We start from the raw sequence: 23,283 nt of genomic DNA on the forward strand, positions 1-23,283 counted from the left end.
AAAAGCAGAGAAAGAAAAGAGAGAATCCAAAAAAATGAAGAAAAAGTAATCAGATTAATTTACTAAAATTTCTTGGGAAATAAAATAGTTAAATAGAAAGCATTCGGCATTTGCTGAGTGCTTTTCTATTGTTTGGAAAGAAGGTGAGAAAAATGGGAACGATTAAAACCTCGATTCAATTGTTTGATGGGGCCACGCCAGGGCTATTGGACATTGCAAATGCTTTAAATCGAGCAGTTCTTGGTTTTGAAGCCCTAGAACGGGCATCCTCCAATTGCATTGATACCGATTCTTTGAGAGAAGGCAGGGAAGAGTTGAATATGACAAAGTCATCATTTCAGCAAATACAAGAATCTATCAAAGCGGCGGGGGAACAACAGAAAAAATTTAACAAAACAATAAGTGCAAGTGGGGAGATATCGGACGGTATATTTTCCAATCAAGAAAAGGCTAGCGGTATACTAGATAGTAATGGAGCAGATATTTCCTCTATGGGACAGAAAACGCTTGGAAGCTCTAATATTTCATCTGGTGTAGAGGACAGCACAGGAAATTTGAGCCTTGGGACAGGTGCAGAATTTCCTGAAGAAAAAGCAAAGCAGACAAACAACAATAAAGTCAATGCGGCTGTTGAAACATTAAGCAGTGTAATACCTCAAGGCTATACTTCCACCGATGAGATGAAAAATTCAATGTTCGCCGCCGCGGATGAAATAGATTCGAAATTCAGCGGGCTTTCCCAAGTCTTAGGTTCTGTTTGGTCTGGTGTGACGGGAGAACAAGTTGAAGCCATAAAGGTGACTGATCTTTTAGCAAATAGCTGGAGCAGCTTTGCACCTGTTGTGACGGGAGCGGCGGCAGCAATGAATTTGTACAATCTTGCTATGGATGCAGGTAAGGTGATTCAAGTGCTTCAAGCAGCTGCCACAGTAATTGGAGCAGCCTTTAATAAGATGTGGACAACCTCAGTGCAAGAGCAGACAGCGGCACAGGTTGGGCTTAATTCGGCAATTTTAACTTGCCCCTTAACTTGGCTATTGTTAATTTTTTATATTGCTATTGCGGTAATTAACAAATTTGCAGAGACGAGTATTTCTGCTACAGGGATTATTTTTGGTGCTTTTGCAGTACTGGGAGCAGGTATATTTAATATTTTTGCATTTATCTGGAATATTGTCGCAATTTTTGTGAACTTTTTATATAATGTTTTTCAAGATCCAATTGCGGCAATTAAAACGTTATTTTACGACTTAGCTATTACTGTTATTGGTTTCATTCGTAAAATTGCAGAAGGAATTGAGGCTCTATTGAATAAAATCCCTGGATTGGAATTGGATATTACCAGTAACTTAGACAGTCTTTTAAATGAGCTAGAGAAAAAATCTCAAGATATAAAAGATAAAGCTGGTTTTGAAGATGTAATGCAGACACTTGAATATAAGGATTATGGTAATGCATTCAATAGTGGGTATAACAAAGGAGAACGATTACAGAATACAGTTGTGGGGGTTTTTAGTGGCGACAAAGCTGGGGACGGCGGTATGGATCAGCTTTTACAAAACACGGCAAATACTGCCGCAAATACAGGGGCGATGACAGATAACATGGAAATTTCACAGGAGGATATACGGTATCTCCGAGATATTTCCGAAAGAGATGCCATCAATCGTTTTACCACGGCACAGGTCAGTGTGGATTTTAAAAATGAAGCAACAATAAATTCTGATATGGATATTGACGGTGTAATGAATAAGTTCACAGATGTGCTCCGTGAGGCAATCTTTACCCAAGCAGAGGAGGTGCATGCCATTGTATAAGGTTAGTTTTGGGAATATCTCCCTTCCTGTAGCTCCAAGTAAAATCACTATGAAGACAAAAAATAACAACAAAACAATGGAATTGATTGATGGAAGTGAAATCAATTTTATTAGAACACCGGGACTAACAGAATTTAACTTTGAGTTTTTGATTCCCCATGTGAAGTACCCCTTTGCCTATTATCCTGAAGGGTTTCAAACTGCACAGATGTATATTGACGCACTAGAATTGATGAAAAAAGATAGAAAGTGGTTTCAATTAGATATCCAACGACAACTGCCCAATGGGAAAACAGAATTTCAAACTAGTGAGACAGTAACATTGGAGGATTATACGATTACAGAGGATACAGGCAACGGTCTGGATTTCATTGCTAATGTAACACTAAAGAAATTTAATAAGCATAAAAGCACCCAGGTTAAACCTGTGCAGGCGACAGAGGATGGTGTTGTAGTAAAAGAAGTAACAGAGCGTAAGAGCGAAAAGAAGAAAAATAATGTATATACAGTAAAAAATGGGGATAGTCTTTGGAAAATTTGCAAGGCACAATTGGGGGATGGTGCAAAGTTTAAGGAAATCGCAAAACAAAATGGCATTTCCAATCCCAATCTAATTTATCCGGGGCAGGTGATTCAGCTTGGTAATGCTTAAAATTGTAAACGGCGACAAGGAATATACACCTATTGTTGCAGGGGACATCAAATGGTCAACAGAGCGAGCGGGTGTACCAGGAAGCTTAACTTTTGATGTTGTAAAAGAGGGCGAATTAAATTTTCATGAAGGGAATTTAGTAAAGCTTTGTGTTGATGAAACTCCAGTTTTTTTAGGCTATGTTTTTCAGAAAAAAAGGAGTAAAGGTGAAATAATTAGTGTAACTGCTTATGACCAATTGAGATATTTGAAAAATAAGGACAGCTTTATTTTTGAGAAGTTAACTGCAACGGAATTTATTGACAGGGTTGTAAAGTATTTTTCACTAAAGAGGGGCGAAATTGCGGATACTCAATACATCATTGAAAAAGGGGTTCTGGATAATAAAACCTTATTTGATATGATTCAAGAAGTATTGGATACGACATTGATGAATACCAAAAAACTCTATGTTTTGTATGACGATTTTGGCAAGTTGGCACTAAAAAATATTGAGGATATGAAGCTGGATATTTTACTGGATGAGAAAACAGCGGAGAATTTTGATTATGTCAGCAGTATTGACGGGGAAACTTATAACCAGATTAAGATAGCTTTTGATAGCAAGGAGAAAAAAGGAATTCAAGATGGTGTCGTGGTTCAGGACGAGGAAAATATTAAAAAATGGGGCGTTTTGCAGTATTATGAAAAATCAAAAACTGAAGTGGGAGTAAAGGAGAAGGCAAATGCACTTTTAGACCTTTACAACCGTAAAACAAGAACTCTAAGCATCAAAAATGCCTTCGGCTCACCCAATGTCCGTGCTGGATGCAGCCTACAGGTAGCGTTAAAGCTGGGAGACATTAATGTAAACCATTACTTTGTCTGCGAGAAGGTTACCCATACCTTTCGAGAGGATATGCATTTGATGGATCTTACTTTGAGAGGAGGAGATATTCTTGTCTGAGTTGGCGCAGTTGATTAAAAAGGCGGCAAAGGATCAGATGGATTCCTCTAAGCCTATGGATATTATTATAGGAGAGGTAGTTTCTGCGGCACCTCTTAAGATTAAATTGGACTCCAAGATTACTTTGACGGAGTCCTTTTTGATTCTAACAAAGGCGGTGGTAGATTATTCGGTCGATATGACGGTGAACCACACCACAGAAACCCATACGCACAGCCATACCTATCAGGATGATAGCATCACTAGAACAACCCAACCCCATACGCATAATCATGCATATGTGGGAACAAAGAGCTTTACCATCCATAATAAGTTAAAGGTTGGGGATTATGTTATTTTGTTACGGGCCCATGGCGGACAAAAATTTATTGTACTTGATATAGTAGGAGGTGGCACATTATGACACCCAAAGTAAACGAAGAATTGGCAAGTACCTTTGTAAGGCTGTCAATACCCTCAAAAACCTATCGTTTGGACAGAGAAAACAATCGGATTATTGGATACTGTGATGGGGTGGAGGCAGTGAAGCAGGCTGTGTATAAGGTGCTGCTTACGGAAAGGTATGCTTGGATGATTTATTCTTGGAATTATGGTTCAGAGCTTAATGAGCTGTTTGGAAAACAGATGACCACAATTTATCCTGAGGTGAAAAGAAGGATTGAAGAGGCTTTGTTACAGGATGATCGCATTAAAAAGGTTCGGGATTTCTCTTTTGAGAAGACAAGGAATACCCTTCATGTGACTTTTACGGTGGAATCAACAGTGGGGGTTTTTGAAAGTGAGGTGAACTTAAATGTATGAAGATATGACGTTTGAGACGGTATTAGATCGTATGCTGAATCGGGTTTCCTCTGATATAGATAAGCGGGAAGGGAGTATTATTTATGATGCTCTTGCTCCTGCGGCGGCGGAGCTTTGCCAGATGTATATTGACCTTGATATTGTTCTGAATGAAACTTTTGCGGATACGGCAAGTAGGGAATATTTGATTCTTAGAGCAAAGGAAAGAGGGATAACACCCTATGAAGCCACAAAAGCAATTGGAAAGGCAGTTTTTAATTGTGTCGTTCCCGTAGGCGGTCGGTTTAATTTAGGAGATTTTAACTACCAGGTGACTGAGGCAATATCTTCCCAGGCCTTTACCTACAAAGTCATCTGCGAAACGGTTGGAAGTGATGCAAATCATAACTTGGGTACGCTGATTCCCATACAATATATCCAAGGGTTGACTAAGGCAGAATTGGTGGAGGTGTTGACCCCTGGGGAAGATGCAGAAAGCACACAAAGTCTGAGAAAGCGGTACTTAAATAGCTTTGATAGGCAGGCATTTGGAGGAAATCGAGCTGATTATCTAGAAAAAATAAATGCTATATCCGGCGTGGGGGGCTGTAAGGTATATCGTGCATGGAATGGCGGTGGAACTGTGAAATGTGTTGTGCTGAATTCTCAGTATCAGAAGCCTAGTAAGAGTCTGATAGAGGATGTGCAGACTACCGTTGACCCTACCCAGAATGCAGGGGGCGGCTTAGGCATTGCCCCCATTGACCATGTGGTGACCATCGAAGGGGTGACGGAAACTCCTATTGCTATTGCTAGTACCATTACTTATGAAAGTGGATGGAGCTTGTTAGAGTGTAAACCTTATATCGAGGAGATTATAGACCTATATTTTATGGAATTAAGTAAAGGTTGGGCAGATAGCGGAAATCTTGTAGTACGAATTTCTCAGATTGAATCCAGATTGTTGGATATGGATGGGATTTTGGATATTGGGAATACAACCATTAACGGAGAAGCAAAAAACCTGATGCTGGATGAAAATTGCATTCCCATAAGGGGTGAGTTCCATGGCTGAAATACAGAGTTATTTTCCTGACCTATTGAAAGAGGTGAAGGAGTTTCAAAAGCTGGCAATAGCTGAGAATCCTGAGCTTCTTTTTTTATGGGATGAGTTGGAACAGGTTTTGGATAACCAATTTATTGATACGGCTACCAAAACCGGGGTGGCAAGGCGAGAACGGATGCTAAAAATTACCCCTAAGGCCACGGAGACTTTAGAAGAGAGAAAGTTTCGGTTAATGGCAAGGTATAACGAGAATTTGCCTTATACATTACGGACGCTTCAAAGTCAGCTTTCCATTCTTTGTGGGGAAAAGGGGTATCGGCTGGAAATCGATTATGGTGCTTTCAGCCTAAAAACAAAGCTGGAGCTGACAAACAAAAAGAATTTTGAAGCCGTGGAGGAAATGCTGGAGCGGATTGTGCCTATGAATATGCTGTTGACCGTGGAATTGCTGTATAACCAACATCAAGAACTACGGCAGTTGACCCATGGGGCAATGAGGGTATACACCCATGATGGTTTAAGAGAGGAGGCATTTGGAAATGGCTGATTTTACGGCAAATTATAATCTGGAAAAGCCTGCCCAGAGTGATTTTTATAATGTAGAAGTGCAGAATAAGAACATGGATAAAATTGATGTAGCTTTGGCAGGGGCAAAATATATTATTTCTCCCTCAGGAGAGAAGTTTAAATGGGGAATGGATGTAGGCGGGTTATTTTTAGAGGAGGTGTAGACTATGGCAAGTGGAGATAAATTTTATTTGGCGGATAAGGAAACGCTGGATGAGGTGAAAGGAAAAATAGGAAGTACAACGGACACAGGGGGAAGCAGTACCGCAGGAAGTGTTTTTGGGAAAATCAATTATCTGGTTTCTCAGGTGAGTAGTTATTTGGCTACCATTTACTCGTGGGTTAATACACTCGTGGGCAAAATTGGTAATACCAATGATAGCGAAGGCACAGCAACCACAGGAACAGTCATGGGGAAGTTGAATTTTTTGGTTACTCATGGGAGTAACAATTTAACTGATGTTTATAATTATGTTTTAGGAATAGGTAATACGAACGATAAACAAGGTAATGCTACATCAGGATCTGTAATGGGGAAGTTAAATTATCTTATTTCTCAGGTAAGTACATACTTATCTTCTATCTATTCATCAACTAATACCGCTAATAGCAAGCTAAACAGTTTGATGAATGGCATAATAATTAAAAGTGTTCAAAAAGGAGTATCATCATCACAAAATATTTCTATAGCCAGCATAAATCCCTCTAAATGCATAGTTTTGCTAGATGGAATTTATAGTAGAACGACAAGAGAAGTTACTAGTGCTGGATATCATGCAACATTTGTTGATAGAGTCTCCGCACCCTATCTTAATAGCATAACAACAACAAGTATAAATGTTATTAGTGAAGGAACTTTTTCATGGCAAGTTATTGAATTCTATTAAGGAGGATTAAATTATGTATCGATATGCTCAGTTAAATCAGAGAAAAATATGTGTGGGGATTTCCCTACTTTCAGGAGAAGTGGATGCAGAAAATATGATATCAATTAGCGATGATGCGGAAGTTTTAGGCTTGCAATACAATAGTGGTATTTGGAAAAAACTGAATAAACTCGAGAAAAGTGAAGTTTCATCGATTGAACAAGAACAAACAGATATCCAAAAAATTATGCAAGTAATGTCTGACGTAGAATTACGTGATCTAAAAACTCAGCAAAATCAAGGACTTTTAGCACAGCAAATGGCAGAACTTGAATTGTTAATATTAGGAGGTAATACTTAATGAATACAGAGACAAAAAGCCCAATGTTTGATGATTTGAAAATGAGGTATGAAAAGAATTTTGTAAGGAAGGATCAGCTTCAAAAGTTTGTTGGTTTTGGCAAGATTTCTGCCGAGGAATACAAACAAATCACCGGCGAGGATTTACCAGCATAACAAATACACAGAGTAACCAAAAGCCCAGACTAATCTGGGCTTTTCTTACTGAAAGGGGGGGAAGTGTGTGGACATAATAGCGATTGGTATGATACAAGCGTTAATAACCGCCATGGGGATTTGGTTTTTACAGCAGAGTTTATCCAAACGGGAGAAAGCCGCCCAAAGGCGGGAGCAAGAGCGAGAAGAGATGGAGTACAAGCTTTTGACGGCAGTAAATGCATCAATTGCTTTGGGGGAGGCAACGGCAAAGGCAGTACAGCGGATTCCTGATGCCCATTGCAACGGGGATATGACAGAGGCGTTATGTTACACCACGACTGTGAAGCATGATCTAAAGAACTTTCTACATCGAAAGGCGGTGGAGAAAATTGTTTGAACGAAAAAAGCGGAAGCGTTTTCGAATTAATGATGATACCATGACAACCATTGTGGTATCATCATTGTTTTTTTGCGTTGGGGTGGTAATTGCGGGTATGGTTTTGGCATATATTGGGGTTGATGTTTCTACGATTGTTGGGAGTGCACTGACGGTTTTCGGTACGGAATTGGGCATTTGCGGTGTCATGACAATCTTTAACCGTTGGGCGGACAGGCAAGACAGAATTACGCAGAGGAGGCAGGAAAGTCGAGTAAAAAGAAATAGTGAGCAAAGAGAAAACCAATGAAATAAATGACAATAAAGTTCTTATGAATGAAACAAATTTTTTTCTATCTCATTACTCACATTTGACCGCTACCTAGAAAAAGCAAAATTTTTGACCAAATCTAGAGATATGATTTATATTAGTAATAGGGTACATATCTAGGGCATTGCCAGATAAAGTTTTTTGCAGATTGAATTTAGAATATTTAAGCTAACATGGGATGAACAAATAAGATTTTATTAAAAGTTTAGATATTTGAAAAGCTTTTTAAATAATAGAGTGAATTTTTGTCTGAACTCACCTTTATCTAAAATATGGAAAAAAATGTTTTATTTTCAAAAATAATACTATTAAATGTAATATAAAACATAACTTAATAATACTTTATCTAAAAATAATTATTAATAAATAAATGTTTTGGATTATCGTTGACTTATTATAGGTAATATATTAAAATATTAGGAATGTTTAAATTCTTAGACTAAGGGAGAAAGGGGAAAGAATATGCAAGGTAAATCACAGGTCCTGACGAAGAATGAACAGGAAATAATGAATCTTTTGTGGAAAGAGAATCGGCCTTTGTCTCGTTCCGACATTATAAATCTTTCAACAGACCGTTCTTGGAAAGCCAGTTCTATTCACATTTTATTAAATCAGCTTTTGGAAAAAGGTGCAATTCAGGTATATGGATTTATTAAAACAGGGAAAAATTATGGGCGAACCTTCACGCCTTCATTTTCTGAAGAGGAATATTTTGTAATGCAATTTCAAAACAGTCGATGTTATCAACAATCAAAGGGAGCATCTTTAGTTGATTTTGTTTCTGCATTTATTCAAGGAGAAGAAATTGATAGTGATATCATTGACAGCTTAGAAGAGTTACTAAATAAAAAAAGAAAAGAATTGAAATAAAACTTTGGCGTTTCTTAATTTTGTGCACTTAAACAAAGGGCTTCTTCATATTTTCGTTGAGCTTTTTTCAACCATGTGTACTTTCATTATCTTATCTATTCCTGATTTTGCTGCAGATTTTGCAATATGATGGACATAAATCATAGACTCTATTTTTTCTATATTTGCCCATTAAGATTTACATAATACAGCTCTGAATACAATAATCCAAATAGATGATAGGAAGACTATAAATTAATTTAAGTAAAATTCTAATATTTTTTATTCAGAAAAAATAGAAGAATACTGCCTTTATATTTTTATAGATTCGGAAAGTATCGAATACGATTCTTTCTAAAAATATTTCAAAAGAGATATGGAAGCTGCATTCAAGCGGTTGACGTCAATAGTGGTTGTATGGTAAGCTTTATGAAATTACTACGAAATGCTTATCAAGAGTTGCGGATTGAGAAAGGTGTTTATTTACTGGATAGTATTTTGCTCTTTCAATTTTTTTGAAAGAGTTTTTTCGTTTTATCAGTTATTTTAGGATAAAAAATGAACAGGGATTATGCATTTTGCTGATTATTTGAAATTAGTATAGCTGATTTATTCTTGCCTGCTCGCTCATTCAATGAAATCCAATGTATCTCCAATTATTTTAAATTAGGAGCCAACATGAATATCATTAAAAAATGAAGTTACATAAGAGATTTAAGAATTTCAATTTACAAGGAGGCCTTTTATGAACCCTATTGAACGAATTTTGGCTGAATATCCATTGATGATATTAGACGGAGCCTTTTCTACTGAACTGGAACGACGGGGCTGTGACCTGAATGATCCCCTTTGGTCGGCAAAGGTTCTTATGGAAAATCCTGATATGATTGGGGCAGTACATGAGGATTATTTTAAAGCGGGAGCGGATTGTGCTATCACTGCCAGTTATCAAGCGACGTTCGAAGGTTTTATGAGACGAGGGCTAACAAAGCAGGAGGCAAAGGAGCTCATTCAACTTTCCGTGAGCATTGCAACGAAAGTACGGGATAGCTTTTGGGCTGACCCCCAAAATAGGGCTAATCGACCGAAACCTCTGGTTGCGGCCTCTGTTGGCCCATACGGTGCTTTTGTTGCTGATGGTTCTGAATATAGAGGGAATTATGGACTGACCAGAGAGCAATTGGAGGAATTTCACCGAGAAAGAATGGCAACGTTGATTGAGGCAAAGCCAGATATATTGGCCTGCGAAACCATTCCTTGCTTTGTTGAGGCACAGGCAATTGTGAATGTTTTGGGAGAGCATCCCGAAATGACTGCATGGATAAGTTTCAGTGCCAAGGACGGCACTTGCATTAACAGCGGGGAGCGGATAGAGGACTGTGCCCGTTTACTGGATGGGTTTCCCCAAGTGGCGGCGATTGGTATAAACTGCACTGCCCCGGAATTTGTGGAGTCTCTTATTTTAGAAATTCGCAAGGGATCAAATAAGCCCATCATTGTTTATCCAAATTCGGGAGAACAATATGATGCAGTAACAAAAACTTGGCATGGCAGTTCAACAGGAATGTGTTACGGTGATATTGCCAAGCATTGGTTTGAAAAGGGGGCTCGCCTGATTGGTGGTTGTTGCAGAACAACGCCTGATGATATTCGCCAGATTGCCCTTTGGGGAAGGGAATAGACCTAAAACATAAAATCAGTTATGTACATTATTTAAAATTGAAAAAAAGCATTCAAGATACTAAATATAATGTCTTGAGTGCTTTTTGTATGTGGTTTAGATTTGGTCAGGTAATATGAAGGGAATAAACGCCCTGTTCATTATTTGAAATCATTTAGAAATATTGAACTTTTCAAATCTTGTTATGATTGATGTAAAGCGAGTACCTGTTTAGTTACAAATATCCAATATCCAATTTGTATTGTAACATCTTTGATGAGCAAAGTAATAATAAAAGGGCATTAAAAAGCAGACTAGCACATATTTTCGATTATGTAGTCTGCATAAGGAATATCAATTTGAAATTTTCTGCACTGTTATATTTTTAATTTAAATAGTGCTCTTAAAAATAAATTATCTCGGTATTATCCATTCCCATTCTGTAAGCCATTTTCCATATGTGAGTGACCATAGTCTCTTCTGCCAGTCACCATCAACAAGACGATATCTCCATTCCGTTTGTTCTGCCATCGGTGTAATCACGATGTCATCTAAGTCACTTGTGAGAACACCCGTAGTATCCGCCCCATAAGCAATATAAGCAGGTGTAGATAAATTTCCCGCAAGCAAGGTAAGGCTAAAACAAGAAATTAGTAATGTTTTCTTTAGCATAATATTCCTCCTAAATTATTTAACCGGTAATGAAGTAAATGGCTCGTTCAGCAGATATTCCTCTCCAAGCACACTCACAAACTCTTCATTTACATACAATGAATAAGTACCATCGTGATTGTCTAGTAAATATGCTGCAGTAGGTGTTATAGCATATGTCTCTTGATCTTCACAAGAAAATACTGGTTGAATGACAAACAGATTCGAAACGAGAAACAGCATTGTGATTAAAAAATAAACACCGTACACCATAGGCTGATATTTCTTTGCATAATCCTTTTCAAGAATCAGGTGAAAACGTTGCTCCACATTACTCATTTGACCTGCATTCACTAAAACCGATGTGGTCGCTGCATCCATAGTTGGCTGGAGGGCTTGTCTGCTTGAAAGTTGATATCTAAGAACCATAGTGATTGATTCTAAATATTTAAACTTTTCTTCCTCACTTAATTGGGAAATCAGCTTTGCATCACAGCGCAACTCCAGAATATGAACCAAATTACCTTTTAAAATATGTACCATTGGGTTCCACCAAAAAATGACGCAAATAAAATGCATAAATAATTTTATCCACGCGTCTTTGTTTAAAAAGTGGGTTAGTTCATGCAAAAGAATGCAACGCAACTCGTCCTCAGTAAAAGGAATTTTAGGCAAGTAGATGGTAGGATGAAAATATCCCGAAACCATTGGAGACGGAATACCGGCTAGTTCAACCAATTCAACCTTAGGTTTTTTCTTAGAATGAGATAGAACTTCATTCATAATCTTAATCGCACATTGATTTTTTAGGACTGTTTTCATACGGAGAATATTTTTCAATCGTTTCGCTTCTATCACGTATTTTACAACAAAGAATACGGCACCTGCTATCCAAAGGAATAGAAATATGTCAAGAATAGAAAGCTCATAACCCATAATTGAGAAAATGCCCATTGTTAAACCATCAATAATTGCTGGAAACATATATTGGGATTGAATGACAATGGCATTGGGAAGCTCAAAAACAAAGCATAAGCGAAATAAACAGACTCCTAAAAAGAGAAGCAACGGTGCAACGCTAAAGTGGGCAATAAACCCGGTTTGTTTTCTCATGATAGATAGAAAAATGATAAAAATATTACACCAAAGAACGGCCATAAGAAATGAAAATACGGACAAACTCATTTCAATCCCTTTCTTTTTTCATCCAACAAGGCCTCTAAGCGGTCAATGGTGTTGCGATCAATCTCCTCATCTTGAATAAATGCAGAAACAAAATCAACCAGAGAAGCTGCTTTTGATTGCTGATAACAGCCGCTGCTCTGAAATTGCATAACATGATATTCCTCTTCGGTAAACGCTGGGGAAAAGGTTCTTCCGTAATTTTTACCGGTCTTTACAAACCCATTTACACAGATTGCTCCTTTTTCTAAAAGCTGATTCAGCAAAATATGAATAGAGCTGGCTTTCCATGAACGTTCTGTTGACAAATTAATGATATCAGAACGAGATAAGGGTTTGTTCTCTTTCCATAAAAGATCCATAATCTCTTGCTCATTTTTTGTTAGTGAGATGGATTTATTCATAAGTGATTACCTCTTCAAAGTGTGACTTTATACAATTATATCGCCTTACAATAAAACAGTCAATACGTCAATAATATTTTTATTTATTGAAGAATATAGTCATTTTATAAATTATATTATATTTAAGTGGAAAAAAATGGAATATATTTCATCTCAGGAAAATTTATCTCAAAATTAGAGCATATCACAAATGTGCATAAGTTATCTCCTGTAAAAAGCTCTTTTCGGTGATTTCTCATCCAAAATTCTTGTGCTTTTTAAACCCTTCAATTTATATTAAAAAAATTTAGCAAATCTTTTCTTCAATTATTTTTAGTCTCTGTTCACGTCTGTCAATTAATAATCAAACAGTAATGGACTATAACACAAGGTGTTAATGTACTCTTTTTTTCCATCGTGAAATCAATATTCGGAGGATATATCAGTTTGTACTGCATTCTATTTTCAACGGTAATAAAAAGCCAAAACAAGCATAGGATGTATTTAGGATAAGCATAGCAAAACCTAAATGAATCAATGCTTCATTCAAAAGGAGGATTATTATGGGATGTTTTGTTGTACCAATGGCGGAGGCTATCGTGGTATCAATCGTCAAAAAAGTTGTGAAAAAGAAGAAAGAGAACACTGCTTCTGTAGGAGCAGAGGATGTTACATTTTTAGATGGAGAATCCAAGGAACTCAATCAAACAAAAATTGACTGGGAGCAAAAGCTGAGTTGGTTGAATCAGCTATTATGGGGTGGTGTTTTTTTATTGGCCATCGAACATATTTGGCATGGTGAAGTTGTTCTATGGCCGCCATTTTTGACTGCCATGAACAATCCAAGTGAAATACCAATTATGCTTCACGAAATGGCGACCATTGGAACTTCCATGGCGGTTTTTGTAACGTTGGTATGGGTGGTTATGGTTTATGTTGCGGAAAACAAATTAAAACAAACTTTGCATAAAAAATGTGAGAGAAATTAAGGGAGGGATTCTATGTATTTTATCATTACGGCGCTGGCAGCGATTTTAACCACAATTGGTTGGCGCAGCATATCCGAGGACAAATTTCAGTTAAGTACCCTTTGCTTAATATACTGGGGTGCAACATTGATGTGGTTAGTCGACCATGTAGTTGCCTATCTCACGGAAGGAGGAGCTTTTTTAGAAATCTCCATGGATGCAACCTTATTAGGAATCACAGTTGTTGTTTGTGGATTTATTGTGTGGATGCTAATTGCAGTTGTGAAGAATCTGTGGGGAGTTCCCCGTAAGAATTAGGTCTTCGTAATGTAGGCAGGTAGTATGTCAATCAAAGATACAGTCTGAAAATGGGGTTGGGTCATGATAAAATTAGTTGCCATTGGGAATCGGTTTATGAAGGATGATGGAATTGCCATTGAGATTGCAGAGTATTTGGAAGAATGGCTAAAAAAGCAAAAAATTGATGTCATTATTGGGGAAACGGATTGTCAAAGTGCTTTTTATTCTATTCATCAAGAGGATTTTATTTTTATATTGGATGCATTTTATGAGGGCGGAGAGCCGGGAACCATTCATATGCTTAGCTTAGAAGAAGCCATAGGGAAATCTTCATCATCGCCCATGCAGCATGATATGAGCATGATTGATATGATGCGTCTTTATCATTGTAAATGGAAGGGTTATTTGATTGGTGTTGAGATTTCTGAGGTGGGCTTTGGGGAAGGACTTAGTTCTGTTTTACAGGATCGGTTTCAAGAAATCTGTATAGAAGTGGAAAAGAATTTATCAAAAATTATATTGGAGGAAATCAATTATGCATGATACTTTTTTAAATCAAAATTTGTATGAATCCATTGGGGGCTTATGCAAAGAAAACGCAATCGAAAAGATTACCAAGCTGGTTATTACGGTGCATACCCATAGCCATATTAGCGAAAAAAGTATCCGTGAGCATTTTGCTGATAGAAAAAGCAAGCTTATTGGAGAATGGACAAATATTGTTGTGGATAAAAAGGAAATTGAACCGTTAACTGCAACCATTGAACAGATTGATGGTGAGAAAAAGGAATGAATGAACCCCAAAGCCTTATGATTCAAATTCATGGAACTGTGCAGGGCGTGGGTATGCGCCCGTTTCTTTATAAAACGGCTAATGCCTTCCATCTTACCGGCTTTGTGAAAAATAAAGGAGCCTCTGTGCTTATTGTGCTTTCGGGGGAGCAAAGGGATATGGATGGCTTTTTATATGAATTGACCAACAATCCCCCACCCAATGCGGTGCTCCATCATATAGATATTTCTTCTCACCCAAAGCTGTATTTTCAGGATTTTAGAATTTTACATAGTGCAGAGGATGAAAAGATGCAAGGCTGTCTGTTACCTGATTTGGGTATATGTCAGGATTGTTTGGATGATATTCTGAACCAAAAGAATAGGCGGTTTACCTATGCGTTTACAAATTGCACAAATTGCGGCCCCAGATATTCTATTATAAAAGACCTACCTTATGACCGCCCAAATACAACCATGAGGTCATTTCCTATGTGTGAGGACTGTTATGAGGAATACAGAAATCCTGAGAATAGGCGATTTCATGCCCAACCTAATGCTTGCCCCGTTTGCGGCCCCAGGTATATTTTATTGCATGTAAATGGTGATCAAGTTGAATGTGATAACCCCATTGAAAAAGGGAAACAGGTTTTAAAAGAAGGAAAAATCTTAGCCATCAAAGGAATTGGTGGGTATCACCTTGTTTGTAATGCAGAGAATGAAACGACCATTGCAACCTTACGCAAGAGAAAAAAACGCCCTCATAAGCCTTTGGCAATGATGACGTGCAGAATTGAGGATGTAATGGGGATTTGTTCTGTAAGCTCAAAGGAAAAAGAAACGATTTCCAATAACAAGCGTCCTATTGTATTACTTAAGAGAGAGGACGGCACCTTTCTACCAGATAATATTGCACCGAAGCTTTGCCATTACGGTGTGATGCTTCCCTATTCCCCTCTGCACTATCTTTTATTTGACGAGAACTTAAAGTATTTGATAATGACCAGTGGGAATATCAGTGGAATGCCCATATGTTATAAGGATGAGGATGCCTTAGAGCAATTGAAGGATGTAGCTGACTATTTTCTCATACATGACCGTGAAATTATGACACCCATAGATGACTCTGTTGTCAAAGTTATCCATGATACCGTGTTATTAAGCCGTTGTGGCAGAGGGTATGCGCCCTTGGCATTGCCGTTAAATTCTCCCGATGAAATATTGGCTGTCGGGGGAAATCAAAAAGCTTCCCTTTGCTTTGTGCATAATCAGTTGGCACACATCAGCCAATATTTAGGAGAACTTCATTTTCTAGAGGCTTGCAAGGAATACACTTCGGTGATAGATAGGCTATCCAGACTTTTAAATGCATCACCCAAAGCCATTGTCCATGATCTGCACCCCAATTATTATTCAACACAATATGCAAAGAGACAGGAAATTACAACCATCGTCGTTCAGCATCATCATGCCCATATGGCGGCATGTATGGCGGAGCACAATTTTAATGGTAAAGGTATCGGTATTATCTTTGATGGAACCGGCATGGGAGAAGACGGTGCTATATGGGGCGGAGAATTTTTTATAGGCAGTAGAACTCAATATAAAAGAGTAGGACATTTGGAATACGTTACATTGCAGGGCGGAGATTCTGCCATAGAGGCACCATGGAAATGCGCCTTATCCTTTCTTGAAACAATGCACGAAGGCGTAGAGTCTTTTTTCCCTAACTTAGACAAAGTGGAGATACAGGTTGTAGAAAAAGCATTGCAGAAAAAGGTGCATTGCTATCAATCTTCTAGTATGGGCAGATTATTCGATTGTGTTGCCGCTTTATTATTGGGATGCAGTCATATTTCTTACGAGGCACAGGCAGCCATTGAACTGGAAAGCTTGGTGGATGACAGCATAACCGAATCATACACCTTTTCCATATCTGAAAGTGGGGGAGCTTTCATATTAGGCTATAAAGGCATTTTGGAGTGTGTATTAGAGGATTTGAGCAAACACGAGCCTATTTCTGTCATATCTTCTAAATTTCACAATACAATTTCTAAAGCAACCATAGACTGTGCTTGCAGAATAAGAGAAAAGTACTTATTGGACAATGTTTTTTTAGGGGGAGGCGTATTTGAAAATACATACCTCTTAAAGAGTATTATTTTTGGATTGAAGAAAAGGAATTTTCAGGTTTTCTACAATCAAACGGTACCACTAAATGATGGAGGCTTGTCTTATGGTCAGGCAGCTGTGGCGGCTTCCATTTTGGAGGAGAGGGCTTATGTGTCTGGCAGTTCCAACGAAAATTATTTCAGTTGATGGAAAGTATGCCTACGTTGAAACCATGGGTGTGGGCCAGAAAATCAATGTTCAGCTTATAGAAAGTCCCATGGCAGGGGATTTTGTGTTATTACATGCGGGCTTTGCCATTGAAAAGATTGACCAAGGGGAATATGTATTTTTAAATACCATATTAAATGAGATGATAAACGATGATGAAAATGAAGCCGGAAATTGAAAAGACAGTAAGGATTATGGAGGTTTGTGGTACTCATACACAAGCAATTGCAAAATCGGGCATACGGTATTTACTGCCAAAGCATGTAAAGCTGTTGTCAGGCCCAGGTTGCCCTGTTTGTGTTACCCATGAAAGCTATATTGATGGTGCAATAGACTTGCTTTCTTATCAAAATGTGATTTTAGCTACCTTTGGTGACATGTTAAAGGTCAAAGGAACCTATGCAAGCCTTTCTGAAATAAAAAGAAAGGATACGATTTTTACCGTTTATTCTCCAGAAGATGCAATTACATTGGCACGAAAATATCCCCATAAGACCGTTGTTTTTTTGGCGGTGGGGTTTGAAACAACGGCGCCAATTATTGGGGCAACGATTAAAAATGTATTTGAGCAAGGGCCAGAGAACTTACTTTTTCTAACTGCACTAAAGCGCATGGAGCCCATTCTTCGCTTCATTCTTGAGAATGAAGAAAACAGGATAGACGGGCTTATATGTCCCGGTCATGTCGCATCTGTTTTAGGAGGGGACGCATTTCGATTTGTAACTGAAGAATTTAATCTTCCTGCTGTGGTTTGTGGATTTCAGGGGGAAGATATGAAAAAGGGAGTCTATAGCCTCCTAGACCAAATTGAGGGGAAACAACCTGTAACCTTTTTGAATTTATACCCTAATTGTGTTCGAAACCAGGGCAATCCATTGGCAAAGGAATTTATAAATGAGGTTTATGAAACGGAGGATGGATTTTGGCGAGGCATAGGAGAGGTCGGGGATTCTGCCTTGGTATTAAAAGAAAAATACCAAAGACTGGATGCGAAAAAAAGGTTTCCTATTTCGGAGAAAATTACGCTTAAACCCTCGGTTTGCCAATGTAGTGAAATTATTCTTGGTCGAAAGGCTCCTTATGAATGTAGTCAATTTGGAGTGAACTGTACGCCTGAAAATCCATTAGGGCCTTGTATGATATCTTCAGAAGGGGCTTGCTCAGCCCATTATAAATACGGGAGGGTTATCTTTTGATAAACAAAATTCAACTATATCATGGTGATGGTGGAGTAAAAACAAATGAGCTAATACGAGAGATATTTTTAAAAAGCTATGGAGAAGTAGGCAAAGTTTCTCTAAGTGATTCCTTTGTTTTTACCACGAAAGCCTCAAAGCTTGCCTATACAACTGATAGCTTTGTAGTTCAACCATTGTTTTTTCGTGGTGGTGACATTGGGAAACTAGCAATTTGCGGCACATTAAATGACCTTGCCACGGCGGGGGCAAAACCCCTGTACATCAGTGCCGGTTTCATTATTGAAGAGGGCTTTGATATAGAAGCATTGCGCCAAATTGCCTGCTCAATGGGTGAAGTATGTAAAAGGAACAATGTGAGGATTGTCACGGGTGATACCAAGGTTGTTGAAAAAGGAAGTGCGGATGGTATATTTATCAATACTTCAGGCATTGGCGTTGTGTCTGAGCAGTATTTTCCTTGTGAAATTGAACCGGGGGATGAGATTATCATAACGGGAACCATTGCAGAACACGGCACTGCCATTTTGCTTGATCGCTACGACCTTGCCATTGAAACCAGCATTAAGAGCGACTGTTGCGCCTTAAGTCACCTTATTTCCGACTTAGAGAGAATACTGCCCTACATAAAACTAATGAAAGACCCCACAAGGGGAGGGGTTGCCACAGTTTTGAACGAAATAGCGGAATTTGCTGGTTTTAATGTTGAGCTTCTTGAAAATAACATACCAATTCATCCTCAAGTTAAGGCTGTCAATGAGATTTTGGGTATTGATCCTCTGTATCTAGCATGTGAAGGTAGGATGCTTCTTGTAGCCAAAAAGGGTTACGGAAGCGAAATATTGCAGTTGTTACAGGATTTTTGCGGCTGTAGAGAGGCACAAATGATTGGTTGCTTTACGTCAGATAGACAAAAGTTAGTTTATATGCAGACAAAGATTGGTGGAAAACGGGTGCTTCCAAGTTTAGAGAGCCAGACAGTACCACGAATTTGTTGATTAACCATATGAATGGGTATATGGGAGGAGTGTTTTCATGGATTTGGAGTTATTGATTGAGTCTATTCGTAAAAGCATGGGGCAAATAAATGCTGATATAGATGAACTTGATATGAATAAGAAACAGGATGTCCATCAGGTTTTAGAGCGCCTAAACAGAGAAGCCATGATTTTGAATGGAAAACTGCAAAAATACAAAGCATCAAACGAACTAATTGCAGAAGAGAGTGCTATTCCAACCCCACCAGTGAATCCCCCTGAGGGAAGCCAACCCAATAATACAAGACAATTCACGTTGGAGGAATTGGCGCTGAATGATGGAAGAGATGGTCATCCTGCGTATGTGGCAGTTAATGGATTTGTATATGATGTGTCAAGTCGGGCCGCTTGGGCGTCGGGTATTCATTTTGGTTTAAGGGCGGGAAAGGATTTGACACAGCAATTTTATGCTTGCCATGGGGATCCTGTTTTTTTAGCATCATTGCCTATCGTTGGTTTTTTATCCTAAATGCAAAGTTGGTGATAAATTGGAAACAAAAAATTTTCAGTGTCCTTATCAGGAAAGTAAGCTGCATTCCACAGCAAAACTGGTTGAAAGGGCGAATCATGAAATTACGAATAATCAACTAAAAAAAGTAAACCTTGTATGGCTTGAATTAAATGGGTGTGCTGGCAACATCATTTCATTGCTCAATGGTCAAAATCCGGATTTTCAGTTTCTGCTTACCCAAATGGCAAATTTGGTTTATAGCAATAGCTTACTTGCCGCAGAGGGAACGGAGGCAATGGATGAGTTATTTAATGCAATAGGTTCTGATTATATTCTTGCGGTGGAAGGTGCAGTCTCACGAAAAGATGAGGGTATTTATAATTTGATAGGCCGGCACGATGGACAATTGATAACGGGATTGGATGCAGTGAGACAACTGGGGGAAAATGCGGCGCATGTGATTGCCGTAGGTGCATGTGCCTCCCATGGTGGAGTATCGGCAGCAAGGCCCAATCCCACCGGTTGTGTTGGGGTGTATCAGGTTTTGCAAAGAAAGGTGATACAGCTGCCAGGCTGTCCTTGCCATCCCGATTGGTTTATGGGAACCCTTGCTTATATCATGCTATATGGAGAACCACCTTTGGACAGCAGAAATCGTCCGTTGATGTTTTACAGTACTACCATACATGATAGATGTCCCAGAAGGTCTTATTTCGACCAAGGGATATTTGCAAGTAAGCTTGGAGAAAAAACTTGTATGTTTAAAATGGGCTGCCGCGGCCCAGTAACACAAATTGATTGCCCAATTAGGCAGTGGAATGGTCATGTGAATTGGCCTGTTGAAGATGATTCTATTTGCATAGGTTGTGCGCAATTTGGGTTCCCCGATGCCATGGAACCGTTTATTACTTTTAAATCAACGAGGGGGGAGTAAACGTGGCGGAGAAAATAACAATAAACCCCGTAACTCGCATTAGCGGTTTTATGGAAATAGAGGCGGAGGTAGAAAATAATGTAGTGGTGGATGCAAAAACAAAAGGGCTTATGTTTCGTGGTTTTGAAAAAATGTTGATGGGAAGAGATCCCTTTGACGCTGTTTACTTCACACAACGAATATGTGGAATTTGCTCCACTGCACATTCCGTTGCAGCAACCCTTGCTTTGGAGAGCTCTATGAATTTTGTTCCCTCTGAGCAGGGGAGATATCTTCGGGATATCACCCATGCTTGTGAGTTCCTTCAAAATCATTTAAGGCATTTCTATCAATATACACTTCCTGATTATGTAAAGCTTCCTGAAAATTACCCATTGTTTAAGACTGATCATAATGATTACCGTCTTCCGAAAGAAACCAATGACCGTATGGTAGAGGACTATTTTACGTCTCTTGAGTTCAGCCGTAATGCCCATCAAATGCTGGCGATATTGGGAGGAAAAGCACCCCATAACCATGGTGTTTTTATTGGAGGTATTACTTCTCCCGTCACTGTTAGCAAAATTATTGCTCTTACATCTCTTCTTGATGGGATTGAGCAATTTATTAATGATAGAATGATTCCAGATGTATATAAAATTGGGGAGTATTATTCTGAGTATTATTATATGGGAAAAGGGTATGGGAACTTATTAAGTTATGGATGTTTTGATCACTATAGGGAATTGGGGACATTATATGTGGATCCTCTTGTATATTCAAATAATATTATAACTCCTTTTCATCCGGAAGAAATCTCTCAGGCAAATGATTTTTCATGGTTTAACGAAAATGACCAACCAGATTTTCAAAAAGAAAAGGCTTACTCATGGATCAAAGCAACAAGATACAATGATTTGCCCTTTGAAGTGGGACCTTTGGCAAGACAATGGCTCAGCGGAGAATACAGAAATGGTATTTCAGCAATGGATAGAACCATTGCCAGAGTATTGGAAGCCAAAAAAATCGTTCAGATTATGAAGGTATTGATTGGAAATTTAATTCCGGATGTTCCTATGCAAGAAGAATATCGTGTTCCGGATAATGCCATGGGCAGAGGGTTGCTTGACACAACCAGAGGGGCTCTTGGTCATTGGCTTGTAATTGAGAATAAAAAGATAGCATTTTATCAAATTATAACGCCATCTGCATGGAATTTATCCACCCAAACAGGAGATATAAAGGGCACTGGGGAGCAGGCAATCATGGGAGCCCATGTCAGTTCGGTGGATGCTCCTGTTGAGATTGGAAGAATTATACGCTCCTTCGATCCTTGTGTTTCCTGCGCAACTCACGTATTCTCCGAAGGGAAGCCCGGCAAAGTCATTCGCGTTGTTTAGTGCATACATACTTTAAAAAAGAAAGTGGTAATATCTTTTTTTGAAATTTGGTTTATCTCAAAAGCCTTTGACTGGCATATGAATAGAGTATGTATTTCTACGGTTAGGCTTTATTTTATTAAAATAGCCCAATAAAAAAGACTGATTTTCACCAGTCTTTTTTTGTGCTATATTCCTTCTTTAGGAATTGGTAAACCTTACAATGCAGAAATGATTGCATCTGCAAATTCATCAGTAGAAGCGGTTCCTCCCATATCAACGGTAAGAACTTTTCCCTGGCCGATAACCTGTTCTACAGCTTTTTCAATGCTCGCTGCTGCCTTGCCTTCGCCTAAGTGAGCAAGCATAAGAGATGCAGAAAGAATTGCTGCAGTTGGGTTGATTTTGTGCTGACCTGCAATATCAGGTGCAGAACCGTGAATGGGTTCAAAAATTGCGCCATCTACACCGATATTTGCGCTAGGGGTTAGACCTAGTCCGCCGACCAAACCGGCACAAAGGTCGGAAACAATGTCTCCATAAAGGTTGGGGCAAACCAACACATCATAATCCTCAGGATGCATTACTAAGCGCATGCACATGGCATCCACAATACTATCGTTAAACTGAATCTGAGGGTATTCTTTGGCAATTTCTCTAGCAATATCAAGGAACATACCATCAGTACATTTCATGATATTGGCTTTATGAACAGCGGTTACTTTTTTTCTGCCCTCTCTAACGGCATACTCGAAGGCATAACGGATGATTCGTTCACAACCCTTTCTGGTAAAAAGCTTGATGCTTTCTGCGGTATCTTCATCCACCATACGTTCGATGCCGGCGTAAAGATCCTCGGTATTCTCACGCACGATAACCAAATCAATGTTTTCGAACTTTGTAATAACACCGGGATAGGTTTTCGCAGGGCGAACGTTTGCATACAAATCAAACGTTTTTCTCATTGCAACATTAACACTGCGAAATCCTGTGCCCACAGGGGTTGCAACAGGTCCTTTTAAAGCGACTCCCGTTTTACGAATGGATGCAATGGTTTCGTCGGGAAGGGGCGTTCCATATTTTTCAATCATGGCCGCTCCGGCATGGGCTTCTTCCCACTGTATGTCAACGCCTGTTGCTTCCACAACTTTTTTTGCCGCAGCAATTACCTCAGGGCCGCTGCCGTCACCTGGAATTAAAGTAACATGATGTGCCATTTTTTCTTTCCTCCTGCAATAATAAGGGTTTTAGAAACTGCCTTTAGAATGGGCATTGCAATCTGCAAAAAGTCCTTCTTAGAATGA

The 23,283-nt window shown here is 38.8% G+C and carries 30 protein-coding genes; 26 read left to right on the forward strand and 4 right to left on the reverse strand.

Features of this window, described 5'->3' with window-relative positions:
* The first annotated feature begins 152 nt into the window (after positions 1–152).
* The 15 genes from NE558_RS01745 (at position 153) to mmuM (ending at position 10,429) form a co-directional block, all read left to right on the forward strand.
* Positions 153–1,817 carry a hypothetical protein gene (locus NE558_RS01745; protein WP_256148191.1) on the forward strand — a complete coding sequence of 555 codons (1,665 nt, stop codon included), beginning with the start codon at positions 153–155 and terminating at the stop codon, positions 1,815–1,817.
* The gene (locus NE558_RS01750) at positions 1,810–2,469 is read left to right on the forward strand and encodes a LysM peptidoglycan-binding domain-containing protein (protein WP_330643355.1); all 660 of its coding nucleotides are present in this window, start codon (positions 1,810–1,812) and stop codon (positions 2,467–2,469) included. The genes NE558_RS01745 and NE558_RS01750 overlap by 8 nt, the downstream gene beginning before the upstream one ends.
* Positions 2,462–3,415 carry an XkdQ/YqbQ family protein gene (locus tag NE558_RS01755; RefSeq protein WP_256148353.1) on the forward strand — a complete coding sequence of 318 codons (954 nt, stop codon included), beginning with the start codon at positions 2,462–2,464 and terminating at the stop codon, positions 3,413–3,415. Before NE558_RS01750 ends, NE558_RS01755 begins: the two co-directional genes overlap by 8 nt.
* The gene (locus NE558_RS01760; protein WP_256148193.1) at positions 3,408–3,818 is read left to right on the forward strand and encodes a DUF2577 domain-containing protein; all 411 of its coding nucleotides are present in this window, start codon (positions 3,408–3,410) and stop codon (positions 3,816–3,818) included. Before NE558_RS01755 ends, NE558_RS01760 begins: the two co-directional genes overlap by 8 nt.
* Positions 3,815–4,216, forward strand: coding sequence for a DUF2634 domain-containing protein (locus tag NE558_RS01765; protein WP_256148194.1), 402 nt, complete (start codon positions 3,815–3,817; stop codon positions 4,214–4,216). The genes NE558_RS01760 and NE558_RS01765 overlap by 4 nt, the downstream gene beginning before the upstream one ends.
* On the forward strand, positions 4,209–5,270 hold the full coding sequence (locus tag NE558_RS01770; protein WP_256148195.1) for a baseplate J/gp47 family protein: 1,062 nt from the start codon (positions 4,209–4,211) through the stop codon (positions 5,268–5,270). The genes NE558_RS01765 and NE558_RS01770 overlap by 8 nt, the downstream gene beginning before the upstream one ends.
* On the forward strand, positions 5,263–5,808 hold the full coding sequence (locus NE558_RS01775; protein ID WP_256148196.1) for a putative phage tail protein: 546 nt from the start codon (positions 5,263–5,265) through the stop codon (positions 5,806–5,808). Before NE558_RS01770 ends, NE558_RS01775 begins: the two co-directional genes overlap by 8 nt.
* Positions 5,801–5,992, forward strand: coding sequence for a hypothetical protein (locus NE558_RS01780; RefSeq protein ID WP_256148197.1), 192 nt, complete (start codon positions 5,801–5,803; stop codon positions 5,990–5,992). Before NE558_RS01775 ends, NE558_RS01780 begins: the two co-directional genes overlap by 8 nt.
* Before the next feature lie 3 nt (positions 5,993–5,995).
* Positions 5,996–6,715, forward strand: a complete 720-nt coding sequence (locus tag NE558_RS01785; RefSeq protein ID WP_256148198.1) for a hypothetical protein — start codon at positions 5,996–5,998, stop codon at positions 6,713–6,715.
* Between the two features lie 13 nt (positions 6,716–6,728).
* Positions 6,729–7,055 carry a hypothetical protein gene (locus NE558_RS01790; protein ID WP_256148199.1) on the forward strand — a complete coding sequence of 109 codons (327 nt, stop codon included), beginning with the start codon at positions 6,729–6,731 and terminating at the stop codon, positions 7,053–7,055.
* Positions 7,055–7,210, forward strand: a complete 156-nt coding sequence (locus NE558_RS01795; protein WP_256148200.1) for an XkdX family protein — start codon at positions 7,055–7,057, stop codon at positions 7,208–7,210. Before NE558_RS01790 ends, NE558_RS01795 begins: the two co-directional genes overlap by 1 nt.
* A gap of 67 nt (positions 7,211–7,277) precedes the next feature.
* Complete coding sequence (locus tag NE558_RS01800) at positions 7,278–7,589, forward strand: serine/threonine protein kinase (protein WP_256148201.1); 312 nt, start codon at positions 7,278–7,280, stop codon at positions 7,587–7,589.
* On the forward strand, positions 7,582–7,878 hold the full coding sequence (locus NE558_RS01805) for a hypothetical protein (protein ID WP_256148202.1): 297 nt from the start codon (positions 7,582–7,584) through the stop codon (positions 7,876–7,878). Before NE558_RS01800 ends, NE558_RS01805 begins: the two co-directional genes overlap by 8 nt.
* 483 nt (positions 7,879–8,361) lie before the next feature.
* On the forward strand, positions 8,362–8,769 hold the full coding sequence (locus tag NE558_RS01810) for a BlaI/MecI/CopY family transcriptional regulator (RefSeq protein WP_256148203.1): 408 nt from the start codon (positions 8,362–8,364) through the stop codon (positions 8,767–8,769).
* A gap of 724 nt (positions 8,770–9,493) precedes the next feature.
* On the forward strand, positions 9,494–10,429 hold the full coding sequence (gene mmuM, locus NE558_RS01815; protein WP_256148204.1) for a homocysteine S-methyltransferase: 936 nt from the start codon (positions 9,494–9,496) through the stop codon (positions 10,427–10,429).
* 393 nt (positions 10,430–10,822) lie between these two features.
* Here mmuM and NE558_RS01820 read toward each other — a convergent pair whose 3' ends face one another.
* The 3 genes from NE558_RS01820 to NE558_RS01830 are packed head-to-tail and all read right to left on the reverse strand — an operon-like array spanning position 10,823 to position 12,645.
* Positions 10,823–11,080, reverse strand: a complete 258-nt coding sequence (locus tag NE558_RS01820) for a hypothetical protein (RefSeq protein ID WP_256148205.1) — start codon at positions 11,078–11,080, stop codon at positions 10,823–10,825.
* Between the two features lie 15 nt (positions 11,081–11,095).
* Entirely contained in the window at positions 11,096–12,244 is a 1,149-nt protein-coding gene (locus tag NE558_RS01825; RefSeq protein WP_256148206.1) for a M56 family metallopeptidase, read from the reverse strand.
* Positions 12,241–12,645 (reverse strand): BlaI/MecI/CopY family transcriptional regulator, encoded by a 405-nt coding sequence (locus NE558_RS01830; RefSeq protein ID WP_256148207.1) that lies wholly within the window; start codon positions 12,643–12,645, stop codon positions 12,241–12,243. Before NE558_RS01830 ends, NE558_RS01825 begins: the two co-directional genes overlap by 4 nt.
* A gap of 542 nt (positions 12,646–13,187) precedes the next feature.
* Here NE558_RS01830 and NE558_RS01835 point away from each other — a divergent pair.
* The 11 genes from NE558_RS01835 to NE558_RS01885 all read left to right on the forward strand — a co-directional run bounded on the left by NE558_RS01835 (position 13,188) and on the right by NE558_RS01885 (position 22,000).
* Positions 13,188–13,613, forward strand: a complete 426-nt coding sequence (locus tag NE558_RS01835; protein WP_256148208.1) for a hypothetical protein — start codon at positions 13,188–13,190, stop codon at positions 13,611–13,613.
* A gap of 12 nt (positions 13,614–13,625) precedes the next feature.
* On the forward strand, positions 13,626–13,910 hold the full coding sequence (locus NE558_RS01840) for a hypothetical protein (RefSeq protein WP_256148209.1): 285 nt from the start codon (positions 13,626–13,628) through the stop codon (positions 13,908–13,910).
* Positions 13,911–13,973: 63 nt separating this feature from the next.
* Positions 13,974–14,435 carry a hydrogenase maturation protease gene (locus NE558_RS01845; RefSeq protein ID WP_256148210.1) on the forward strand — a complete coding sequence of 154 codons (462 nt, stop codon included), beginning with the start codon at positions 13,974–13,976 and terminating at the stop codon, positions 14,433–14,435.
* Entirely contained in the window at positions 14,428–14,685 is a 258-nt protein-coding gene (locus tag NE558_RS01850; protein ID WP_256148211.1) for a hypothetical protein, read from the forward strand. Before NE558_RS01845 ends, NE558_RS01850 begins: the two co-directional genes overlap by 8 nt.
* Entirely contained in the window at positions 14,682–16,982 is a 2,301-nt protein-coding gene (hypF, locus tag NE558_RS01855) for a carbamoyltransferase HypF (protein ID WP_256148212.1), read from the forward strand. Before NE558_RS01850 ends, hypF begins: the two co-directional genes overlap by 4 nt.
* Entirely contained in the window at positions 16,945–17,181 is a 237-nt protein-coding gene (locus NE558_RS01860; RefSeq protein ID WP_256148213.1) for a HypC/HybG/HupF family hydrogenase formation chaperone, read from the forward strand. Before hypF ends, NE558_RS01860 begins: the two co-directional genes overlap by 38 nt.
* Positions 17,156–18,199, forward strand: coding sequence for a hydrogenase formation protein HypD (gene hypD / locus NE558_RS01865; RefSeq protein ID WP_256148214.1), 1,044 nt, complete (start codon positions 17,156–17,158; stop codon positions 18,197–18,199). Before NE558_RS01860 ends, hypD begins: the two co-directional genes overlap by 26 nt.
* Positions 18,196–19,197, forward strand: a complete 1,002-nt coding sequence (hypE, locus tag NE558_RS01870) for a hydrogenase expression/formation protein HypE (protein WP_256148215.1) — start codon at positions 18,196–18,198, stop codon at positions 19,195–19,197. The genes hypD and hypE overlap by 4 nt, the downstream gene beginning before the upstream one ends.
* 37 nt (positions 19,198–19,234) lie before the next feature.
* The gene (locus NE558_RS01875) at positions 19,235–19,705 is read left to right on the forward strand and encodes a cytochrome b5 domain-containing protein (RefSeq protein ID WP_256148216.1); all 471 of its coding nucleotides are present in this window, start codon (positions 19,235–19,237) and stop codon (positions 19,703–19,705) included.
* Positions 19,706–19,724: 19 nt separating this feature from the next.
* The gene (locus NE558_RS01880; RefSeq protein ID WP_256148217.1) at positions 19,725–20,621 is read left to right on the forward strand and encodes a hydrogenase small subunit; all 897 of its coding nucleotides are present in this window, start codon (positions 19,725–19,727) and stop codon (positions 20,619–20,621) included.
* Positions 20,622–20,623: 2 nt separating this feature from the next.
* Entirely contained in the window at positions 20,624–22,000 is a 1,377-nt protein-coding gene (locus tag NE558_RS01885; protein ID WP_256148218.1) for a nickel-dependent hydrogenase large subunit, read from the forward strand.
* 197 nt (positions 22,001–22,197) lie between these two features.
* On the opposite strand, the gene NE558_RS01890 is transcribed toward NE558_RS01885, so the two are convergent.
* Positions 22,198–23,196 carry an isocitrate/isopropylmalate dehydrogenase family protein gene (locus NE558_RS01890; RefSeq protein ID WP_256148219.1) on the reverse strand — a complete coding sequence of 333 codons (999 nt, stop codon included), beginning with the start codon at positions 23,194–23,196 and terminating at the stop codon, positions 22,198–22,200.
* Between the last annotated feature and the right edge of the window lie 87 nt (positions 23,197–23,283).

Origin of the sequence: Anaerotignum propionicum (genome assembly GCF_024461735.1) — a bacterium.
Taxonomy (GTDB): Bacteria; Bacillota; Clostridia; order Lachnospirales; family Anaerotignaceae; genus Chakrabartyella.

What these genes read in the sequence shown, in the direction of transcription:
- NE558_RS01780 (WP_256148197.1), top strand. Translation starts at nt 5,801, where the DNA reads ATGGCTGATTTTACGGCAAATTATAATCTGGAAAAGCCTGCCCAGAGT.
- NE558_RS01840 (WP_256148209.1), top strand. Translation starts at nt 13,626, where the DNA reads ATGTATTTTATCATTACGGCGCTGGCAGCGATTTTAACCACAATTGGT.
- NE558_RS01845 (WP_256148210.1), top strand. Translation starts at nt 13,974, where the DNA reads ATGATAAAATTAGTTGCCATTGGGAATCGGTTTATGAAGGATGATGGA.
- NE558_RS01810 (WP_256148203.1), top strand. Translation starts at nt 8,362, where the DNA reads ATGCAAGGTAAATCACAGGTCCTGACGAAGAATGAACAGGAAATAATG.
- NE558_RS01745 (WP_256148191.1), top strand. Translation starts at nt 153, where the DNA reads ATGGGAACGATTAAAACCTCGATTCAATTGTTTGATGGGGCCACGCCA.
- NE558_RS01835 (WP_256148208.1), top strand. Translation starts at nt 13,188, where the DNA reads ATGGGATGTTTTGTTGTACCAATGGCGGAGGCTATCGTGGTATCAATC.
- NE558_RS01785 (WP_256148198.1), top strand. Translation starts at nt 5,996, where the DNA reads ATGGCAAGTGGAGATAAATTTTATTTGGCGGATAAGGAAACGCTGGAT.
- NE558_RS01825 (WP_256148206.1), bottom strand. Translation starts at nt 12,244, where the DNA reads ATGAGTTTGTCCGTATTTTCATTTCTTATGGCCGTTCTTTGGTGTAAT.
- NE558_RS01775 (WP_256148196.1), top strand. Translation starts at nt 5,263, where the DNA reads ATGGCTGAAATACAGAGTTATTTTCCTGACCTATTGAAAGAGGTGAAG.
- mmuM (WP_256148204.1), top strand. Translation starts at nt 9,494, where the DNA reads ATGAACCCTATTGAACGAATTTTGGCTGAATATCCATTGATGATATTA.
- NE558_RS01820 (WP_256148205.1), bottom strand. Translation starts at nt 11,080, where the DNA reads ATGCTAAAGAAAACATTACTAATTTCTTGTTTTAGCCTTACCTTGCTT.
- NE558_RS01890 (WP_256148219.1), bottom strand. Translation starts at nt 23,196, where the DNA reads ATGGCACATCATGTTACTTTAATTCCAGGTGACGGCAGCGGCCCTGAG.
- NE558_RS01765 (WP_256148194.1), top strand. Translation starts at nt 3,815, where the DNA reads ATGACACCCAAAGTAAACGAAGAATTGGCAAGTACCTTTGTAAGGCTG.
- NE558_RS01850 (WP_256148211.1), top strand. Translation starts at nt 14,428, where the DNA reads ATGCATGATACTTTTTTAAATCAAAATTTGTATGAATCCATTGGGGGC.
- NE558_RS01830 (WP_256148207.1), bottom strand. Translation starts at nt 12,645, where the DNA reads ATGAATAAATCCATCTCACTAACAAAAAATGAGCAAGAGATTATGGAT.
- hypF (WP_256148212.1), top strand. Translation starts at nt 14,682, where the DNA reads ATGAATGAACCCCAAAGCCTTATGATTCAAATTCATGGAACTGTGCAG.
- NE558_RS01770 (WP_256148195.1), top strand. Translation starts at nt 4,209, where the DNA reads ATGTATGAAGATATGACGTTTGAGACGGTATTAGATCGTATGCTGAAT.
- NE558_RS01790 (WP_256148199.1), top strand. Translation starts at nt 6,729, where the DNA reads ATGTATCGATATGCTCAGTTAAATCAGAGAAAAATATGTGTGGGGATT.
- NE558_RS01795 (WP_256148200.1), top strand. Translation starts at nt 7,055, where the DNA reads ATGAATACAGAGACAAAAAGCCCAATGTTTGATGATTTGAAAATGAGG.
- NE558_RS01860 (WP_256148213.1), top strand. Translation starts at nt 16,945, where the DNA reads ATGTGTCTGGCAGTTCCAACGAAAATTATTTCAGTTGATGGAAAGTAT.
- hypD (WP_256148214.1), top strand. Translation starts at nt 17,156, where the DNA reads ATGATGAAAATGAAGCCGGAAATTGAAAAGACAGTAAGGATTATGGAG.
- NE558_RS01755 (WP_256148353.1), top strand. Translation starts at nt 2,462, where the DNA reads ATGCTTAAAATTGTAAACGGCGACAAGGAATATACACCTATTGTTGCA.
- NE558_RS01875 (WP_256148216.1), top strand. Translation starts at nt 19,235, where the DNA reads ATGGATTTGGAGTTATTGATTGAGTCTATTCGTAAAAGCATGGGGCAA.